At 68.7% G+C, this 16781-nt stretch carries 16 protein-coding genes; 2 read left to right on the top strand and 14 right to left on the bottom strand.

What is annotated here, in order from left to right:
* On the top strand, window positions 1-371 hold a 371-nt coding region (locus tag RN901_RS09635), incomplete at its 5' end, for a hypothetical protein (RefSeq protein ID WP_310758062.1).
* The gene (locus RN901_RS09630) at window positions 368-844 is read left to right on the top strand and encodes an SRPBCC domain-containing protein (RefSeq protein ID WP_310758061.1); all 477 of its coding nucleotides are present in this window, start codon (window positions 368-370) and stop codon (window positions 842-844) included. The genes RN901_RS09635 and RN901_RS09630, both read left to right, overlap by 4 nt.
* A gap of 25 nt (window positions 845-869) precedes the next feature.
* Here the strand turns inward: RN901_RS09630 and RN901_RS09625 are convergent, their stop codons facing one another.
* The 14 genes from RN901_RS09625 to pilM form a co-directional block, all read right to left on the bottom strand.
* Window positions 870-2489: a sigma-54 dependent transcriptional regulator gene (locus tag RN901_RS09625; protein WP_310758060.1), complete on the bottom strand. Its 1620-nt coding sequence runs from the start codon at window positions 2487-2489 to the stop codon at window positions 870-872.
* A complete protein-coding gene (gene gcvT, locus RN901_RS09620; RefSeq protein ID WP_310758059.1) occupies window positions 2489-4078 on the bottom strand; it encodes a glycine cleavage system aminomethyltransferase GcvT in 1590 nt (529 codons plus the stop codon). Before gcvT ends, RN901_RS09625 begins: the two co-directional genes overlap by 1 nt.
* On the bottom strand, window positions 4075-4992 hold the full coding sequence (gene argF, locus RN901_RS09615) for an ornithine carbamoyltransferase (protein WP_310758058.1): 918 nt from the start codon (window positions 4990-4992) through the stop codon (window positions 4075-4077). Before argF ends, gcvT begins: the two co-directional genes overlap by 4 nt.
* Window positions 4993-5018: 26 nt before the next feature.
* The gene (gene hslU / locus RN901_RS09610; protein WP_310758057.1) at window positions 5019-6473 is read right to left on the bottom strand and encodes an ATP-dependent protease ATPase subunit HslU; all 1455 of its coding nucleotides are present in this window, start codon (window positions 6471-6473) and stop codon (window positions 5019-5021) included.
* Window positions 6470-7027: an ATP-dependent protease subunit HslV gene (gene hslV / locus RN901_RS09605; protein ID WP_310758056.1), complete on the bottom strand. Its 558-nt coding sequence runs from the start codon at window positions 7025-7027 to the stop codon at window positions 6470-6472. Before hslV ends, hslU begins: the two co-directional genes overlap by 4 nt.
* Before the next feature lie 4 nt (window positions 7028-7031).
* Window positions 7032-7976, bottom strand: coding sequence for a tyrosine recombinase XerC (locus RN901_RS09600; RefSeq protein ID WP_310758055.1), 945 nt, complete (start codon window positions 7974-7976; stop codon window positions 7032-7034).
* Window positions 7973-10528 carry a type I DNA topoisomerase gene (gene topA / locus RN901_RS09595; RefSeq protein WP_310758054.1) on the bottom strand — a complete coding sequence of 852 codons (2556 nt, stop codon included), beginning with the start codon at window positions 10526-10528 and terminating at the stop codon, window positions 7973-7975. The genes RN901_RS09600 and topA overlap by 4 nt, the downstream gene beginning before the upstream one ends.
* A gap of 10 nt (window positions 10529-10538) precedes the next feature.
* The gene (locus RN901_RS09590) at window positions 10539-11114 is read right to left on the bottom strand and encodes a shikimate kinase (protein ID WP_310758053.1); all 576 of its coding nucleotides are present in this window, start codon (window positions 11112-11114) and stop codon (window positions 10539-10541) included.
* A 1-nt stretch (window position 11115) separates the two neighbouring features.
* The gene (gene aroC / locus RN901_RS09585) at window positions 11116-12303 is read right to left on the bottom strand and encodes a chorismate synthase (protein WP_310758052.1); all 1188 of its coding nucleotides are present in this window, start codon (window positions 12301-12303) and stop codon (window positions 11116-11118) included.
* Between the two features lie 96 nt (window positions 12304-12399).
* A complete protein-coding gene (locus tag RN901_RS09580; protein ID WP_310758051.1) occupies window positions 12400-14187 on the bottom strand; it encodes a secretin N-terminal domain-containing protein in 1788 nt (595 codons plus the stop codon).
* On the bottom strand, window positions 14184-14591 hold the full coding sequence (locus RN901_RS09575) for a hypothetical protein (protein WP_310758050.1): 408 nt from the start codon (window positions 14589-14591) through the stop codon (window positions 14184-14186). Before RN901_RS09575 ends, RN901_RS09580 begins: the two co-directional genes overlap by 4 nt.
* Window positions 14588-15172: a type 4a pilus biogenesis protein PilO gene (pilO, locus tag RN901_RS09570; RefSeq protein WP_310758049.1), complete on the bottom strand. Its 585-nt coding sequence runs from the start codon at window positions 15170-15172 to the stop codon at window positions 14588-14590. Before pilO ends, RN901_RS09575 begins: the two co-directional genes overlap by 4 nt.
* A gap of 2 nt (window positions 15173-15174) precedes the next feature.
* Window positions 15175-15798, bottom strand: a complete 624-nt coding sequence (locus tag RN901_RS09565) for a PilN domain-containing protein (RefSeq protein WP_310758048.1) — start codon at window positions 15796-15798, stop codon at window positions 15175-15177.
* A 22-nt stretch (window positions 15799-15820) separates the two neighbouring features.
* Entirely contained in the window at window positions 15821-16780 is a 960-nt protein-coding gene (pilM, locus tag RN901_RS09560; protein ID WP_310758047.1) for a type IV pilus assembly protein PilM, read from the bottom strand.
* Window position 16781: the final 1 nt, after the last annotated feature.

The raw sequence follows: 16781 nt of genomic DNA, 5'->3' as shown, positions 1-16781 counted from the left end.
TGTCGCGCCGGCTGAACCCGGAGGGAGAGGTGCGGATCGCCGTGAACTCGCTGTGTCCGGGGGCGGTCGACTCCGACCTGATGCGGGAAGCGCCGTGGTTTCTCAAGCCGCTGCTTCACCCGGCGAAACGCCTGCTGTTCGCGGCGCCCCACAAGGCGGTGGCGCCCGTGACCTATGCGTGCTGCGCCGAGGACATGGGTCGGCGCAGCGGGGTCTATCTGCACCTGATGCGGGAGAAGGAGATGTCCGCGCCGGCCGTGGACGCCTCCGCCGGAGCGCGACTGTGGCGGGAAAGCGAGGCGCTGCTGGCGCGACACCGGCGAGCCGGCGAAGAGGGTGGGCGCGGGTTCGCGGCGGGTGAGTCAGAGTGAAGTCACAGCGGAAGGGCGGCGCCTTGTTCAAGGGGCATGTGCGTTCGGAAACCGTGGAAATCGACGCGCCGATCGGACGGGCGTGGGACATCCTCACGGACTTCGAGCGCTACGTCGAATGGAATCCGTTCACGCCCTCGGTCGCCACGGACTTCGAGATCGGCTCGCCGGTCGAGCTGTCCGTCCGGATGGGACCCTGGAGTCTGAAGCAGGTCGAACGGATCGAGGCCGTCGAGCCGCCGCACCTCATCGCGTGGAGCACGACGATGGGCCACCGCCTCCTGATCTCGGCCCTGAGGGAGCAGCGGCTGGAAGCCGTGGGAGAGGGGCGGTGCCGCTACCGGACGTCGGATGATTTCTCCGGCCTCCTCATCCCGCTCGTGATGCTGCTCTTCGGCGGGTTCGTGCGCCGCGGGTTCAACGACGTGGCGCGAGGGCTGAAAGCGCGCGCCGAGGCCGGTTCGGCGGAGTGACGAAGTCCGCCCCGGGAACCTGACGCTAGTGTTCGATGCCGTACTTCCGGATCTTGCGGTAGATCGTGCGTTCGCCGATGCCGAGCGCCTCCGCGGCCCTGCGGCGGTTGCCTCCGGCCTGGCGGAGCACGGCGATGATCGCCGCGCGCTCGATCTCCTCCATCGTCATCCCGGGCCGGATCGCGATCACGTCCGCGTCCTCCGGCTCGGGACCGTCCCCGGTCGGTGAGACGACTTCGGCGCCGGTCGCATCGATCGCCTCGACCGCGTCGGTGATGTCGATCTCGATCGCGTCCCCGATGTCTTCTCCCGCCACGCTCCGGGCGGGGACCGGAGGGAGTTGGCGGGCTCCCGACCTGTAGGCCTCGAACACACGCTTGAGATCATCGATGTCCACCTTGAGGTCGACGAGAGTGCGGAAGACGAACGCGAGTTGCGGTGAGCTCGGGATGGATCCCGGGCCCGCGTCGACCGGAGGCGCGATGCGTGTGGGAGACGGCACGAGGCTCACGCCGCCGGACCGGATCTCGGGCGGGATGTCCTCCGGACGGATGACGGAGCCGGGCGCGAGCACAACCATGGACTCGATCAGGTTGCGGAGTTCCCGGACGTTCCCGGGCCAGTCGTAGTCGAGGAGGATCTGGAGCGCCTCGGGTGCGAGTCCGCGGAACTCCCGGTCGTGCTGGCGGCTGAACTCCGAGATGAAGCGGCGGATGAGGACGGGGATGTCGCGGCGGCGCTCCCGGAGCGGGGAGACGTGGACGTTGAGGACGTTCAGGCGGTAGTAGAGGTCGCGGCGGAACTCCCCTGTCTCGACCGCCTGCCTGAGGTTGCGGTTGGTGGCGGCGACGACGCGCACGCTGACCTGGATCTCGTGATCTCCGCCCACCCTCATGAAGCGGCGGCTCTCGAGAACCCTCAGCAGCCGCGTCTGAGTGGGGAGTGGCATCTCCGCGATCTCGTCGAGGAGGAGCGTGCCCCCATCGGCGAGTTCGAACATCCCCCGCCGCAGCGACGTCGCTCCGGTGAAGGCGCCCTTCTCGTGCCCGAACAGTTCGGATTCGAGCAGCGACTCGGGGAGGGCGGCGCAGTTCACCGCGATGAAGGCCTTGGCGCGCCTCGGGGACAGGCGGTGAAAGGCGCGCGCCACGAGTTCCTTTCCGGTCCCGCTCTCGCCCGTGAGGAGGACGGTGCTCATCACGGGGGCGATCATGTGTACCCGCTCGAGGATCTCTCGCACGGCCTCGGTGCGCCCGATGATCCCCGTCTTCCGCTGGAGGTCGTAGCGGTCGAGGTGAGTCTGCAGGACGACCCTCATCTCGTCGGGATCGACGGGAAGCGACAGCGCCTCGTCGAGATCGAAGGACCGTGCGAGCTGCCGGCGTGCGTCCGGGTGGGTCTCCTCCGTGAGTCCGAGCACGGGAGGGCGCGGAATCTCCGCTTCGAACAGGCCGCGCATGGCTGCGGCGCGCGATTCGTCGGGAGGACCCGTGAGGACGAGGGCGACCTCGGCCGCACCGCCGAGCCGTCCCTCGAGTTCGCGCACGGATTCGACGAACTCCACCTCGTGCCCGTCCGCCTGCACGGCCTGGCGGACGGCGATGGCGGCCTCCACGGCGCGTCCGTCGACGAAGACGCGCGCCATCAGCCGCCCGGAGACACGTGCACGGTATCGCCGCGCAGCAGATCGACCGCGTGGTCGATCACGGGCTCGAGCGCGGCGAGGCCGTCGGAGACGCCGCCCGGGCTCCCGGGCAGATTGATCACGAGGGTCTCGCCGCGGATTCCCGCCAGTCCGCGGCCCAGCGCGGCGTACGGCGTGGACTCGGCGCCGGCGCGGCGCAGCATCTCTGCGATCCCCGGCGCTTCGCGCTCGATGACGGTGCGCGTCGCCTCGGGCGTCACGTCGCGCACCGCGAGCCCGGTCCCGCCCGTCGTGAGAACGACGTCGACCCCCCGTACGTCGCACCAGTGCAGGAGGCGGGCGGCGATGGCGGCGCTCTCGTCGGGCACGACATCGGCGCCGGACAGCGAGTAGGCACGCCCCCGAATCCACGTCCTGATGAGGTCCCCGGAACCATCTTCCCGCTCTCCGGCGTGTACGCCGTCGGAGATCGTCATGACCGCGATCCGCGGCGCGATCCGGTGCAGCGAGCCACGCGGGTAGAAGGGCGGACGCACGACCTCGGCCGCGATCGCCTTCCCCCGGATCATGACTTCGACCGCGTCCCCGAACCCGGCGGCGGCCGGCAGATAGACCGTCGCGATTCCGTGCCCCATGGAAGGACTCACGGTGCCGCTGCGGACTACGCCGACGGCCTCCCCCTCGAATCGAACGTCGTAGCCCGGCCGCGGGAAGCCCCGCTCGAGCAGCCTCAGGAAGCGCAGCTTTCGCGTGAGGCCGGCGGCGCGCTGCGCGGCGAGGGCTTCCGCGCCCACGAAGTCGCCTTTGGCGTGCTTCACGAGCCATCCGAGTCCGGCCTCGAGCGCGGTCGTCTCGTCGTCCACGTCGTTGCCGTAGAGCGCGTAGCCCATCTCGAGCCGGAGCGAGTCGCGGGCTCCGAGACCCGTGGGAACGGCGCCGGCCGCGACGAGCGCCCGCCACGTCGGCACCGCGCTCGCATTCGGCATGTAGAGTTCGAAACCGATCTCCCCCGTGTACCCGGTCCGACTGATGACGCACGGCGCGCCCGCCACGTTCCCGTGCACGAACCGGTAGTAGTCGATCTCCGCCAGCGGCTGGTCGGTCAGCGGCGCGAGCGTCATCTCCGCCAGCGGCCCCTGGAGGGCGAGGAGAGCGATCTCATCGCTCTCGTCCGTCATTTCCACGTCGAAGCCGCCAGCGAGGCCGCTGAGATGCGCCCAGTCCTTGGCCATGTTGGCCGCGTTCACGACGAGCCGATAATCCGCCTCGCCCATGCAGTAGACGATGAGGTCGTCGATGACGCCGCCGGTCTCGTGGCACATTGCGCTGTACTGGGCATCTCCCGGCTCCAGGCGCGAGGGGTCGTTCGTCGTCGCGTAGGCTACGAACGCCTGCGCGCCCTCACCGCGCACGCGGAACTCTCCCATGTGGGAGACATCGAACAGGCCCGCCTTCTCGCGCACGGCATGGTGTTCGGCCCTGATGCCGGTCGGATACTGCACGGGCATCGCGTACCCGGCGAAGGGGACGATCTTGCCGCCCAGCCGGACGTGTTCTTCGAACAGCGGGGTCTCTTTCAGGTCCTTCACGATGCCGCTCCCATGAGCATGGCGAGGATCGCCTTCTGCGAGTGGAGCCGGTTCTCCGCCTCGTCCCACACGCGCGACGCCGGCCCGTCGATGACGTCGGCGGCGACTTCCTCGCCGCGGTGCGCGGGCAGGCAGTGGAGGAAGATCGCATCGTCGGCGGCGCGGGCCATGATCTCCGCGCCCACATGGTATCCCTCGAAGGCCCGCGCGCGTTCCGCCGCTTCTTCCTCCTGTCCCATCGAGGCCCAGACGTCCGTCGTAACGACGTGTGCGCCCTCGGCCGCCTCCGCGGGCGCCCGGAACAGGTCGATCTGCGTCGCACGCCCCGCGGCGGCGAGGATCGCGGGGTCCGGATCGTAGCCTTCCGGGCAGGCGAGACGGAGCCGGAAGCCGAGTTTCGCCGCGGCGTTCAACCACGAGTTCGCGACGTTGTTGCCGTCGCCGATCCAGGCGACGGTCCGTCCCGAGAGGTCGGGGCCGAACTCGGCGCGTGCGGTCTGCAGATCCGCCATGATCTGGCAGGGGTGCAGCAGATCCGTGAGTCCGTTGATGACGGGGATCGAACCGTGTTCGGCCAGCGCCTCGACGTCGGACTGCGCGAAGGTACGGATCATGATCCCGTGTACGTAGCGCGACAGGACCCGGGCCGTATCGGCGAGCGGCTCCCCGCGCCCGATCTGGATATCGCGCGCGGACAGGAAGAGCGCCTGCCCGCCCAGTTGGTGCGTCCCCACCTGGAAGGAAACCCGGGTGCGGGTCGAACTCTTGGTGAAGATCAGGGCGAGCGTCTTCCCGGCGAGGGGACGGCCCGCCTGGTCCGGGTCGGCCTTGAGGCGGTCCGCGAGATCGAGGGCCTCGCGCAGCCGCTCGGGCGACCAGTCGGCGATCGAGAGAAAGTGTCGGGTCCGGTCCATGGCTTCGTGAGTCCTCGGGCTTCCGTTCAGAGGATATACCGTCTCAGGTCTTCGTCGTCCGCGATGCGGGACAGACGGTCCCGCACGAAGTCCGCGTCGATGGCGATCGTGTCGTTGGCACGCGCCTCCGGCAGATCGAAGAGGATCTTCTCCAGGAGCGTACTGAGCACGGTATGGAGGCGCCGGGCGCCGATGTTCTCCGTCCTTTCGTTCACCTGGCTCGCGATGCAGGCGATCTCGCGGACCGCGCTCTCCTCGAACTCGAGCCGGGCGGACTCGGTCTCCACGAGTGCCTGGTACTGTGCAAGGAGGGCGTAGCGAGGCTCCTGGAGGATGCGGGTGAACGCCTCCGCATCCAGGCTCTCGAGTTCCACACGGATCGGGAACCGGCCCTGGAGTTCGGGGATGAGATCCGAGGGCTTCGCGATGTGGAAGGCCCCGGCGGCGATGAACAGGATGTGGTCCGTGCGCACCATCCCGTGCCGCGTCTGGACCGTGGACCCCTCGACGATGGGCAGGAGGTCGCGCTGCACACCCTCGCGGGACACGTCGGGTCCCGTGCCGCCGTGCTTCCCGGCGACCTTGTCGATCTCGTCGAGGAAGACGATCCCCATGCTCTCGGTCCGGCGAAGCGCCTGCTCCGTGACCTCCTCCATGTCCACCAGGTTCGCGAGTTCCTCGGAGCGGAGGATCCGGCGGGCGTCCGCTACCGTGACCCGGCGGCGGCGCGTCTTCTTCGGCAGAACGCCCTTGAGGACTTCCCCGACGTTGAAGTCCAGGCTTTCCATGCCGCCCCCCACATCCAGCATCGGGATCGCGCTCTCGCTGACCTCGACTTCGACCTCCCGCTCATCGAGCATGCCGTCGCGCAGGAGGCCGCGGAGCTTCTCTCGCGTGCGGTGCTTGCGCTGTTCGGAAGGCTCGTCGGAGCGGGTCTCGGATGCCTGTCCCGCGAGCGACACGACGAACTGTCGCTGCGCGCCCCCGCCGGGACCGGCCGCGGACTCACCCTCCGCCACGGGAGGGAGAAGAAGGTCGAGGAGGCGCTCCTCGACCCTCCGGTCGGCGATCTCCCCGTGCCGGGCCTCCTGCTCCTCGCGAACGAGCTTGATCGCGATCTCGACGAGATCCCGGATCATCGACTCCACATCGCGGCCGACGTAGCCCACTTCGGTGAACTTCGAAGCCTCGACCTTGATGAACGGGGCCCCGGCGAGCCGGGAGAGGCGGCGGGCGATCTCGGTTTTCCCCACGCCGGTCGGGCCGATGAGGATGATGTTGTTGGGGAGGATTTCCTCGCGCATCCCTTCGTCGACGTTCTGTCGGCGCCAGCGGTTGCGGAGCGCGATCGCGACGGCCTTTTTCGCCTCGTCCTGTCCGATGATGTACTGGTCGAGTTCCTCGACGATCTGCCGCGGGGTGAGCGCCGCCGCGATGCCGGGGTCGCCGGGATCCGGGGCGGGGCTGATATCGATCGTCATGGCTCGTTCCCGTTGGCTTCGTCGCCCGAGAGCTCGAGTACCGTGATCTCCCGGTTCGTGTATACGCAGATCTCCGCTGCGATCTCGAGGGCCTGCCGGGCCACTTCCGCGGCCGGCAACTCCGTCCGGCGAGCGAGGGCCCGCGCGGCGGCGAGCGCGTGCGGCCCGCCGGAACCGAGCGCGAGAATGCCGTCGTCCGGTTCGATGACCTCTCCCGTGCCGGCGATGAGCAGGCTCGTCTCCCGGTCGGCGACGGCGAGCAGCGCCTCGAGCCGCCGAAGATAGCGGTCGCTCCGCCACTCCTTCGCGAGTTCGACCGCCGCGCGGGTGAGGTGGCGAGGGTAGCGTTCGAGTTGCGCTTCGAACTTCTCGAACAAGGTGAGGGCATCGGCGACGCCGCCGGCGAAGCCCGCCAGGATCCGGCCATCGCGCATGGTGCGGAGCTTGCTCGCCTTCGCCTTGACGACGGTTTCTCCCATGGTCACCTGGCCGTCCCCCGCCATGGCGACCTCCCCTCCGACCCGAACGCAGAGGATCGTCGTGGCTCGTATCATGCTCTCACTCTCCTCCGCGTGGGTGGGCCCGGGAGTGTACGCGCTTGAGGCGGTCGACGGACGTGTGCGTGTAGATCCGGGTGGTGCTCAGGCTCGCGTGTCCCAGCATCTCCTTCACCGAGACGAGGTCCGCCCCCCGGTCGAGAAGGTGGGTCGCGAAGGAGTGGCGCAGCGAATGTGCGGTCAGCCGGTCGCCGTCCGCGACCCGCGCGAGTTGGGCCGTCACGTCGCGTTGGATCTGCCGCCGCGAGAGGCGGGTGCCGCGAACGGAGAGGAACGCGGCGCGGGAGGCGCTTTCCCCCCGTTTCCCGAAGTAGGCGCCGAGCGCTTCCGATGCGCGCCGGCCGAGAGGGACCACACGCTCCTTCCCGCCCTTGCCGAGAGCGCGGACCTGCCCGGTGTGGCGGTCCACCGCGGTCACGTCGAGGCCGTGTACCTCCGCCAGCCGCAGTCCGCACGAATAAAGCAACTCGAGGACCGCCCAGCGCCGAAGCGCCACCGCGGATCCGTCCCGCCGCGCCGCCGCGCCGGCGGTGTCGAGCAGCTCGCGGGCGTCCTCTTCGCTCAGGAAGGCCGGCAGCGTCCGGTCCCGGCGGGGGGTGCGGACGAGTCGTGCCGGGCTGGCCTCCACCCGGTCCGTGCGCTGGAGGAAGGCGAAGAAGGCGCGCACGGCGGCGAGCTTGCGGGCGATGGAGGAACGTTTCAGCCCGCGCAGCTCGAGGTCTCCCATGAACGAACGGATGGACACCCGATGGACGTCCGCCCAGCCCCAGTCGTGCGTCCCCTCGTACGCGCTCACGAAGGCCTCGAACTGGCCGAGGTCGCGACGGTATGCGGACACGGTGCCGGGGGACAGTCGGCGCTCGGCACGGGCGTAGCGAAGGAAGTCGTCGACCCATGCGCGCCGGGCTCGCGCTCGCGCACCGGCGGGCGCCGACGTCGGGGTCATTTTCTCGACGACTTCTTGCGGGGGCCGCCGCGCCGCCCCCCCGCCTTTCTGGTCGCTTCGCGCTCCTTCCGCTTCCTCAGCAGATCCAGCGCCACGTCCAGCGTGACCTCATCGGGCTCGGTCCCTTTGGGCAGCGAAGCGTTCGTCTTGCCGTGTTTCACATAGGGACCGTAGCGACCCTTGAAGATGGCGATCGACTCACCGTCATCCGGGTGCGCGCCGACTTCCCGCAGCGGTGTGGCGCTCGCCCGGCGGCCCCGCGTCTTGGGCGCGGAGAGCAGTTCCATGGCGCGCTCAAACGTCATCTCGAGCGGATCGTCGTTCTCCGTCAGTGAACGGTAGTCCGACTGGTGGACGACGTACGGGCCGTAGCGCCCGATCCCCACCTTCACCGGGTCCCCGCTTTCCGGGTGCGAACCTAGCGGGGCCGGCATGGCGAGCAGTTTGAGCGCCGTCGCCAGCGATACGTCCTCGGGCCGAACGTTCTTCGGGAGGGAGGCGCGTTTCGGCTTCTTCCCGTCCTCCCTCTGGCCGCGCTGCACGTAGGGGCCGAAGCGCCCCTCCATGAGGTAGATGGTCTCTCCGGAATCGGGGTCCTCCCCGAGACGATCCGGACCCTCCGCCCGCTTCCGGAGGAGATCGATCGCCTGTTCCTCGCTGAGGTCGGCCGGGGCAACGTCGTCGGGGAGGGACGCGGTGAGCCGGTCGCCGTTCTTCTCGAGTTCGAGGAAGGGCCCGTAGCGGCCGATCCGCACGCGGGGAGTGAGGTCCTGGAGCCGCACGGTCGAGGCCTCGCGCGGGTCGATGGCCGCTTCGCGCTCGACAAGTCGCGCCTCGAGACCCTCTCCCCCGCTGTAGAAGTCCCCAAGGTAGGCGCGCCAGTCCACGTTGCCTCGAGCGATTTCGTCCAGCGCCTCCTCCATCTCGGACGTGAACCCGGTGTCGACGAGGTTCGGAAAATGATCCTCCAGGAGACCGGTCACCGCGAAGGCGATGAAGGTGGGGACGAGTTGCTTGTTCTGTCGCACCGCGTACCCTCGATCGACGACGGTCGAGATGATGGCGGCGTACGTGGAGGGACGCCCGATTCCGTCCGCCTCCAGTTCCTTCACGAGCGCCGCATCCGTGAAGCGGGGGGGCGGCTTCGTCTCGTGCTTCCGACTCTCCAGCTTGCGGTTCGCGAGCGTCTGACCTTCCCGCATGTCGGGGAGGACCGTTTCCTGGTTCTCCAGCGCCGCGTCCGGATCGTCCGAGCCTTCGACGTAGGCGCGGAAGAAGCCGGGGAACTCGATCACTTTCCCCGCGGCGCGGAAGCGCGCCTCCTCCGCATCCACGTGCACCTTCAGATGCCGCAGCCGGGCATCCGCCATCTGCGTCGCGACCGCGCGTCTCCAGATCAGTTCGTAGAGCGCCTTCTGCCGGCCGGTGAGTCCGAGTTCATCGGCGGTCTGCATGTCGGTGCCGGCCGGGCGAATCGCCTCGTGGGCCTCCTGGGCCGAGCGGGACTTCGTCTTGTAGCGCCGTGGGGCCGGGCTCAGATACTCCTTCCCATACCGGGTCGCGACGCGGCTGCGAATCGCCGTGATCGCCGCTTCGGAGAGCGTAACGGAATCGGTCCTCATGTAGGTGATGCGGCCGGCCTCGTAGAGCGCCTGGGCGATCCGCATCGTCTCCCGGGCCCCGAGGTTCAGCTTGCGGTTGGCCTCCTGCTGGAGGGTCGCCGTCGTGAACGGAGGATACGGACTCCGCTTCGACCGCTTCTCCTGCAGGCTGACGACGGTGAAGGTCGCATCGGCCAACCGCGCGCGGAGCGCCTCGGCGCGTTCCCGGTCCAGCAGGACGACCTTGCGGCCGGACTTGAGAGTGCCGGTGCGCTCATCGAAATCCCGGCCGGTCGCGATCGCCACGCCGTCGAGCGCGGCCAGATCGGCCGTGAAGGCGCCACCGTCCGCGGCGAGGTGCGCGCGCAGGCGCCACCAGGCGCCGCTCCGGAAGGCGCGCCGTTCCCGTTCGCGCTCCACAAGCAGGCGGACGGCGACCGACTGCACGCGGCCCGCGGAGAGTCCGGGCTTGATCTTCTTCCACAGAAGCGGAGAGACCCTGTACCCGACGAGACGATCCAGAATCCTGCGCGCCTGCTGGGCCTCGATGCGGGGGAGGTCGATCTCTCCCGGCCGCTCGAGCGCCTCGAGTACGGCACTCCTGGTGATCTCGTTGAACGTGATGCGGCGGAACCGCTCTCGAAGCGCGCGCTTCCGCGCGGTCAGGGCCTCCACGATATGGTAGGCGATCGCCTCGCCCTCCCGGTCGGGGTCGGTGGCGAGAAGGATGGAATCCGCTTTCGCCGCCGCCGCGCGCAGCTTCCGGAGGACGGGTTCCTTTCCCTCGATCGTGACGTACTCCGGCTCGAACCCATTTTCGACGTCGACGCCGAGGCCGCTCCTGGGAAGGTCCCGGACGTGGCCGACGGATGCCTGCACGCTGAAGCCGGCTCCGAGATACGATTCCAGAGTGCGGGCCTTCGCGGGCGACTCCACGATGACGAGATTCACGGGCGGTCTCTCAACTCTCCTGTTGTCCTTCAGTTTGTCGTTCCCTGTCCGCCGGCGGGCGGGCGGCGAAACTCCGCAGACTTCTCAGCGCTACCTCCACGACATCTTCCGGTTCCCGTCCATCCGTCTCCAGCACCACCTCGGCCTCCGCGTAGGCGGCCTCCCGCGCCGCGAGCAGCGTGGCGAGCGCGGTCGCGGGGTCGGGTCCGGCCAGCAGCGGCCGGGCCGCGGCACCCTCCCGGGAGAGGCGATGGATCGCGGTCTCGGGGCGCACGCGCAACCAGACGCGTACCCGACCGCCGGACGTACGGTCGATGTCCCGGCGCGCCATCCAACCACCCCCGGTCGCCACGACGACATCCGTCGCCCGCGCCGTCCGGGACGCGGCCCTGGCCTCGAGCCGCCGGAACTCCGCTTCCCCGCCGACGCGGAACAGGTGAGGGATCGTCTCCCCCGCCAGTTCCTCGACTTCGTGGTCGAGATCCACGTAGCGATACCCCAGCCGCTGGGCGAGCAGAGGACCTATGGTGCTCTTCCCCGCCCCGGAGAGGCCGACGAGCCAGATCCTTCGGGGCACGCTCGACACGTCACGTCCCGATCCGGGCGAGGTAGCTCTCCACGTTGGACCGCATCTCCGCTAGGCTGTCGCCGCCGAACTTTTCGATCCACGCGTCCGCCAGCACCAGCGCCAGCATCGCCTCCCCGACGATCCCGGCGGCCGGCACCGCGCACACGTCGCTGCGCTCGAGGACCGCCTTGGCGGGTTCGCCGGTCCGGGTGTCCACGCTGTCGAGGGGGCGCCGCAGCGAACTGAGCGGCTTCATCGCCACGCGAGCGACGATGTCGCCTCCCGTCGTCATCCCCCCTTCCAAGCCTCCCGCGTTGTTCCGCCGCCGCCGGTAGCCGCCGCTCTCGGGGCGCGCCGGATCCCGTTCAATCTCGTCGTGGACATCGGACCCCCGGTGACGCGCGGCTTCGAATCCCATGCCGATCTCGACGCCCTTCATCGCGTGGATCGACATCATCGCGCCGCCGATCCGGCCACCGAGGCGGGTCTCCCAGGTGACGTGGCTCCCGAGCCCCACGGGCACGCCACGCGCGACGACCTCGAACACGCCTCCCAGCGAATCGCCCGCGCGACGCGCGGCATCGATCGCGTCGATCATCGCGGCGGTCGCGTCGGCGTCGATGCAGCGCACGGGCGAGGCGTCGGCCACCGAGAGAAGATCCTCCGGCAGCGGCAGCCCGGGCGGCACCTCCACCGGACCGATCGACACCACGTGACTCTCGACGCGCACGCCGAACTCGTCCAGCAGCCGCTTGGCGACGGCCCCGGCGGCAACGCGCGCGGCGGTCTCGCGGGCGCTTGCACGTTCGAGGATGTCGCGGGCGTCCTGTCGCCCGTACTTGATCATTCCCGCGAGGTCGGCGTGTCCCGGTCGCGGCAGGTATACCCGGCGCAGGAGTTCGTCGTCGTCCACCTGCGGCGCTTCGACCGCCATCGCCGCGCCCCAGTTTCTGAAGTCGCGGTTGGGGATCCGGACCGCGACCGGAGCCCCCAACGTCTCTCCGAGGCGCACGCCGCCGAAGATCTCGCCCACATCCTTCTCGATCTTCATGCGGCCCCCGCGGCCGTGCCCGCCCTGCCGGCGCGCCAGTTCCCGCGCGATATCTTCGGGCTCGAGCGCCAGTCCGGCGGGGATCCCTTCCAGCAGGGCGACCACGGCCGGGCCGTGTGTTTCGCCCGCCGTCGTCAACCTCAGACATCTCAGCATTCTGTCAGCATCGCGTGGATTCTCTCCTCATCAAGCGGCCGTTCCAACGGCGGGAAAAGGATGTGCCGAAGGCGGGAGCCGCAACCACGTCCCCTTCTACGACCCTTCAGGGCCGGACCGAATGATGTGAGGAGTGACGAGGATGATGAGGTCCTGCTTCACTTCGTTCTCCTTCGTGCTCCGGAACAGGGTCCCGAGCAGTGGAAGGTTCATGAGGCCGGGGATGCCGCTCCGACTCCGACTCACTTCGCTCAGTGTAAGCCCTCCGATTACGGCCGTCTCTCCATCCTCGAGCAGCAGCGTCGTCTCTCCGATCTGTTTCTCGAACACGAAGCCCACATCCGACAGGCCGAGCTTCAGTCCGGACCGCTCCGCCATCAGTTCCAGGCGGATCTGGTCGTTGTTCGTGACGTGCGGTACGACGTCGAGGATGATGCCGGTGTCCTCGAACTCGACGTTGACACGCGCATTCTCGGTCTGGGCGCCCGGCTCGAGGACCCGGATGGGCGTGCGTTCGCCCACCTGGATCCGCGCATGAGCATGATCCACGACCTGGATGGAGGGTGCCGCCTGCACGTCCGATAGCTGGTGGGATTCGAGCGCCTCGAGGAAGGCGAAGAGGGAAAAATCGCCGAACGCGACCGCCGTCAGTATCTGAAGCGCCGGTCCGATCGGCCGATCGTTCGCGTTCGCCAGCGCCGCGACCGCGGAGCCCCCCAGATTCACGAGCGTTTCGTTCGTCCGCCGCACAAAGGCTTCGTCGGGCGTGCCGTCGCCGTTCAGATCGACGAGCTGGGGCGGCTGATCAGGGTCGGGGGCGGCGATCAAGTCGTTGAGTCCCTGCTCGACGAAACCGCCGTTCCGTTCCTTCAGGTCGTACACAATCCCCAGTTGCTGTACGTCCGTCCGATCGACGAACACGATCTTCGCCTCGATCGCGACCTGGGGGAGACGCCGGTCCAGTGCCGCGATGATCGTGTCCATCCGCGCGACGACAGACGGTGCGTCGGTCACGATGACGGTGTTGCTGCCGGAGAACGACACCACCTGGCCGCGGTCGGGCGTGGCCAGGTGTCGGAGCGTCTCGGCGACCGAATCCGCACGCGCATAGTTGACCCGGATCACGCGCGTTTCGCTGAGCAGTTGATCCCGCGCCTGAAGGTTCTCCAGCCAGTCGACGACGATGATCCCGCTGTCGGTCCTGTGCCAGCCGAGGTTCTGAGCCGACAGGATCGCGTTCAGTGCCACATCCCACGGCTGATCCCGGATGTCGATGCCTCGAACGACGACGGACGCGACCTCGCCGTTCGGGACCACCGAGATGTCCGCGAACTCCGAGAAACCGGCGAGGACATCGAGCATGCTGGCGCTGTCGTACACCACCGAGATGCGCGGTTCGGTCTCCTGGACTGCGGGCAACGGCGCAGCATCCCCTCGGGTCTCCGTCGCGGCAGCCCCCCGAGCATCCGTCGCAGCAGCCGCCCGGGCATCCGTCGTGGACCAGGGAGGAAATGGCGGGCCGGGGTTCTGGAAGGTCACGCGAACCGCACGGGAGTCCGCGGTCACGCGGTAGGCGGTTTCCCGATCGAGGTCGAACACGAGCCGCACCGTCCCGGGCCGGAACTGGGTCGAACGCATCCCGAGAACTCCGCCGCGGTTGATTCGATCGTAGTGGCGGCGGGCCAGTCCGCGATCCACTCCCCTTATGTCCAGAAGCAGCCTCGGAGGATTGGCGAGCATCATGTGGCGGGGCGTGGCCGGTCCGCCGACGACCACCGTGATCTCGGTTTCCGTCCCCTCGGAAGCGATCCTTACTTCCCGCATCTCGGTTGGGGACGCCGTCGCGACCGCCACGGCGAACGCCAGAAAGGCCCGCGAGATCATCCGCCTGTCCCCCTTTCACGCCTTGCCCGGAGCGTCTCCTGACGGCTGACCCCGAAGCTCGTGATCACGAAATCCACCTCCTCCATGCGAATCCGCACGACGCGGGCGGTGCCGATGACATCGCGTTCGCGGGCTCGGTATCGCCGGGCCGTCGATCGATCGGTCAGAATCGCCACGCTTCCGAGTCGCGGGTTGTACAGCACGCCGACCAGGGTAAGGTCTCCGAAACGGGGCCCCGCCTGCGTATCGAGGTGAAGCGGCTGGAACGGGTCGCGTCGGTTGAAGACGGGGTACGTGAAGACCTCCCGCTCATAGACGGGGGGCGGCCGTGTCTGCGCCGCCACCTCCGATGGCCCGGTCCGGAACGCAGCGGCGAGCACGACGGTGAAGATCAGGCGAATCATCCTTCCTCCGGCGAAGCGTCGTCCTCCGGCGGAAGCACGAAGGTTTCGAGGCTGAAGCGCGCATGAACGAGTTGCCGACCCGAGTTGGTGATCCGGGAGGGTACGATTTCATCGACCTCGGGCCGCACAATTCGGGCGAAGCCGGCGATTCGCGTCAGGAGCGTCCCGACGTCGTGGTATGCCCCCTCCACCTGAAGCGCCCACTGCTGCCGCACGAAGTAGCCGGTGGAGTCGGTCACGGGGTCGGCGGGCAGGGCGTGGACGAGCTCGAGACCGAGCGACTGTGTTTCGGCCGCGATGGCTTCGTAGATGGCCTCGACTTCACGCTCTCGCGGCACGAGCCGTTTCAGCGCGGCGAGTTGTCGTTCACCGAGCACGAGACTCTCATGTATCGCATCCAGGTTTCCGGCGGGCAGCTCGGCGAGGGCGTTGACTCGCTCCGCCCGCTCGACCCGCTCCGCCAACTCGGCCAGTTCCACCCTGCGCGGGTTGCCGAAGCGCAGATGGAAGGCCGTCCCGCAGCCCAGCAGGAGTACGAGCCCGAGCACCCGGTACTGCGCGCGCGAATCCCTGGGCAGCACGGTCAAGTGGGTCCGACCCGCCGCAACGCGGACGCCCGGGCGAACCGAAGAACGAGGGTGAAGGCCTGCCGCGAGACCTGCTCGGGATCGGATCCCTGCTGCTGCTGGCTGCCGATGATTTTCACATCGGCGATGTAGTCCGAGGTCCCCAGGCTACGGACGAATTCCGTGATCGCGAGCGGATTGCCCGCAACCCCCTGGAGTTCGACGGTGAGGTCGGGCGGCGGCGACAGTTGACGCAGGGAAATCAGCCACGCCGGCGGCGGGAGCGCGCGGCTGATTTCGTCCATCATGTGCGGCCACGCGAACCGGTCGCGGTCCAGTCGTTCGACCAGGGCGACGCGCTCGCGGATCTCGCGAGACCGCTCCGACAGACTGTCGCTTGCCGCGTGGAGTTCGGCGAGCCGCGCCGAGTCCGCCATGGCCGCTTCAAGGCGCGCCCCGAGTTCGAGAGCTTCGGACCGTTGCGACCACCACAGCGCGACCGTGCCCGGCGGGATGGTCAGTGCCGAAATCAGCAGTGCGACACCCCAGAAATCGATGTGGAGACCGCCTTCGGCGTGCCCGTTGGTCGCGATCCCTTGCCGGGCGCGCAGGGATTCGGGCAGAAGATTGATCTCGATCATGATCGTACCGGCGCCTCCACGTTCAGCCGCCCCGGGCCGGGGATCGAAGAGCCAGCCCGACCGAGAGCATGAGCATCGGCGCCATTGAGCCCAGATCTGCCCGGTCCGCAACATCGGGCGCGACGGCGATCCGTTCGAACGCACTCGCGAGGCGCGTTTCCACACCCGTTGCTTCCGCGAGGATCTCGACCAGTCCGGACGCCGTGGCCCCTCCCCCGCACAGATAGACGCGTGCGATCCCGGGCCCCGTTTCGACGAGCGTCCCCGTCCGGTCGATGCCGCGCGCGATCCGGCGGCTGCACTCCTCCAATTCGTCAGCGGCCGGGGCGCCGACGGCCAGTTCGCGGGTCAGCAGGGGAAGTCCGTTCCGAAGCAGGTGTATGGCGGTCGAATGGGCCCCGATGTCGGCCAGCACGGTCACATCCTTCATCGCGGTCGGATAGTTCGCCTCCAACGCGTTGCGAAGGGCCAGAGCCTCCACGTCGACCGTCGTCGGGTTCAGATCCGCCCGCCGCAGGAGAGCGATCCGTCCCTCGATCACGTCGCGCTTCGCCGCCGCCAGCAGCACGGTCATCGTCGATCCTTCTCCGTTCGGATCGATGATCGCGAAATCCAGTTCCGTGTTCTTCATGTCGAAGGGGACGTGCTGCTCCGCTTCCCACGGCATCACGGCGCGGGCTTCCGCCTCATCCATCCGGTCGATTTCGATCACCTTGCTCAGGACATCGCGCCCCCCGATGCCGATGGCCACGTTGCGAGGCTTGATGCGCTCCCGCTTGAACAGCGCGGAAAGCCTGTCCGCGACTCGCTCCGGATCCCTGATCGTCCCGCCGCGCACCGTGTCCGCCTCGTTCGGAGCGGTCGCGAGCCCTGTCAGGCGTGGGCCGTTCTCGCCATGGTCGATCACCGCGGCCTTGCTGAAACCGCTGCCGATATCGACTCCAACGGTCGTCTTCCGGCGCCGCAATCCGAATCGCTTCATG

This window comes from Candidatus Palauibacter soopunensis (assembly GCF_947581735.1).
Classification (GTDB): domain Bacteria; phylum Gemmatimonadota; class Gemmatimonadetes; order Palauibacterales; family Palauibacteraceae; genus Palauibacter; species Palauibacter soopunensis.
Note: the sequence above shows the minus strand (reverse complement) of the source record. Positions and strands in the feature narration are given on the sequence as shown.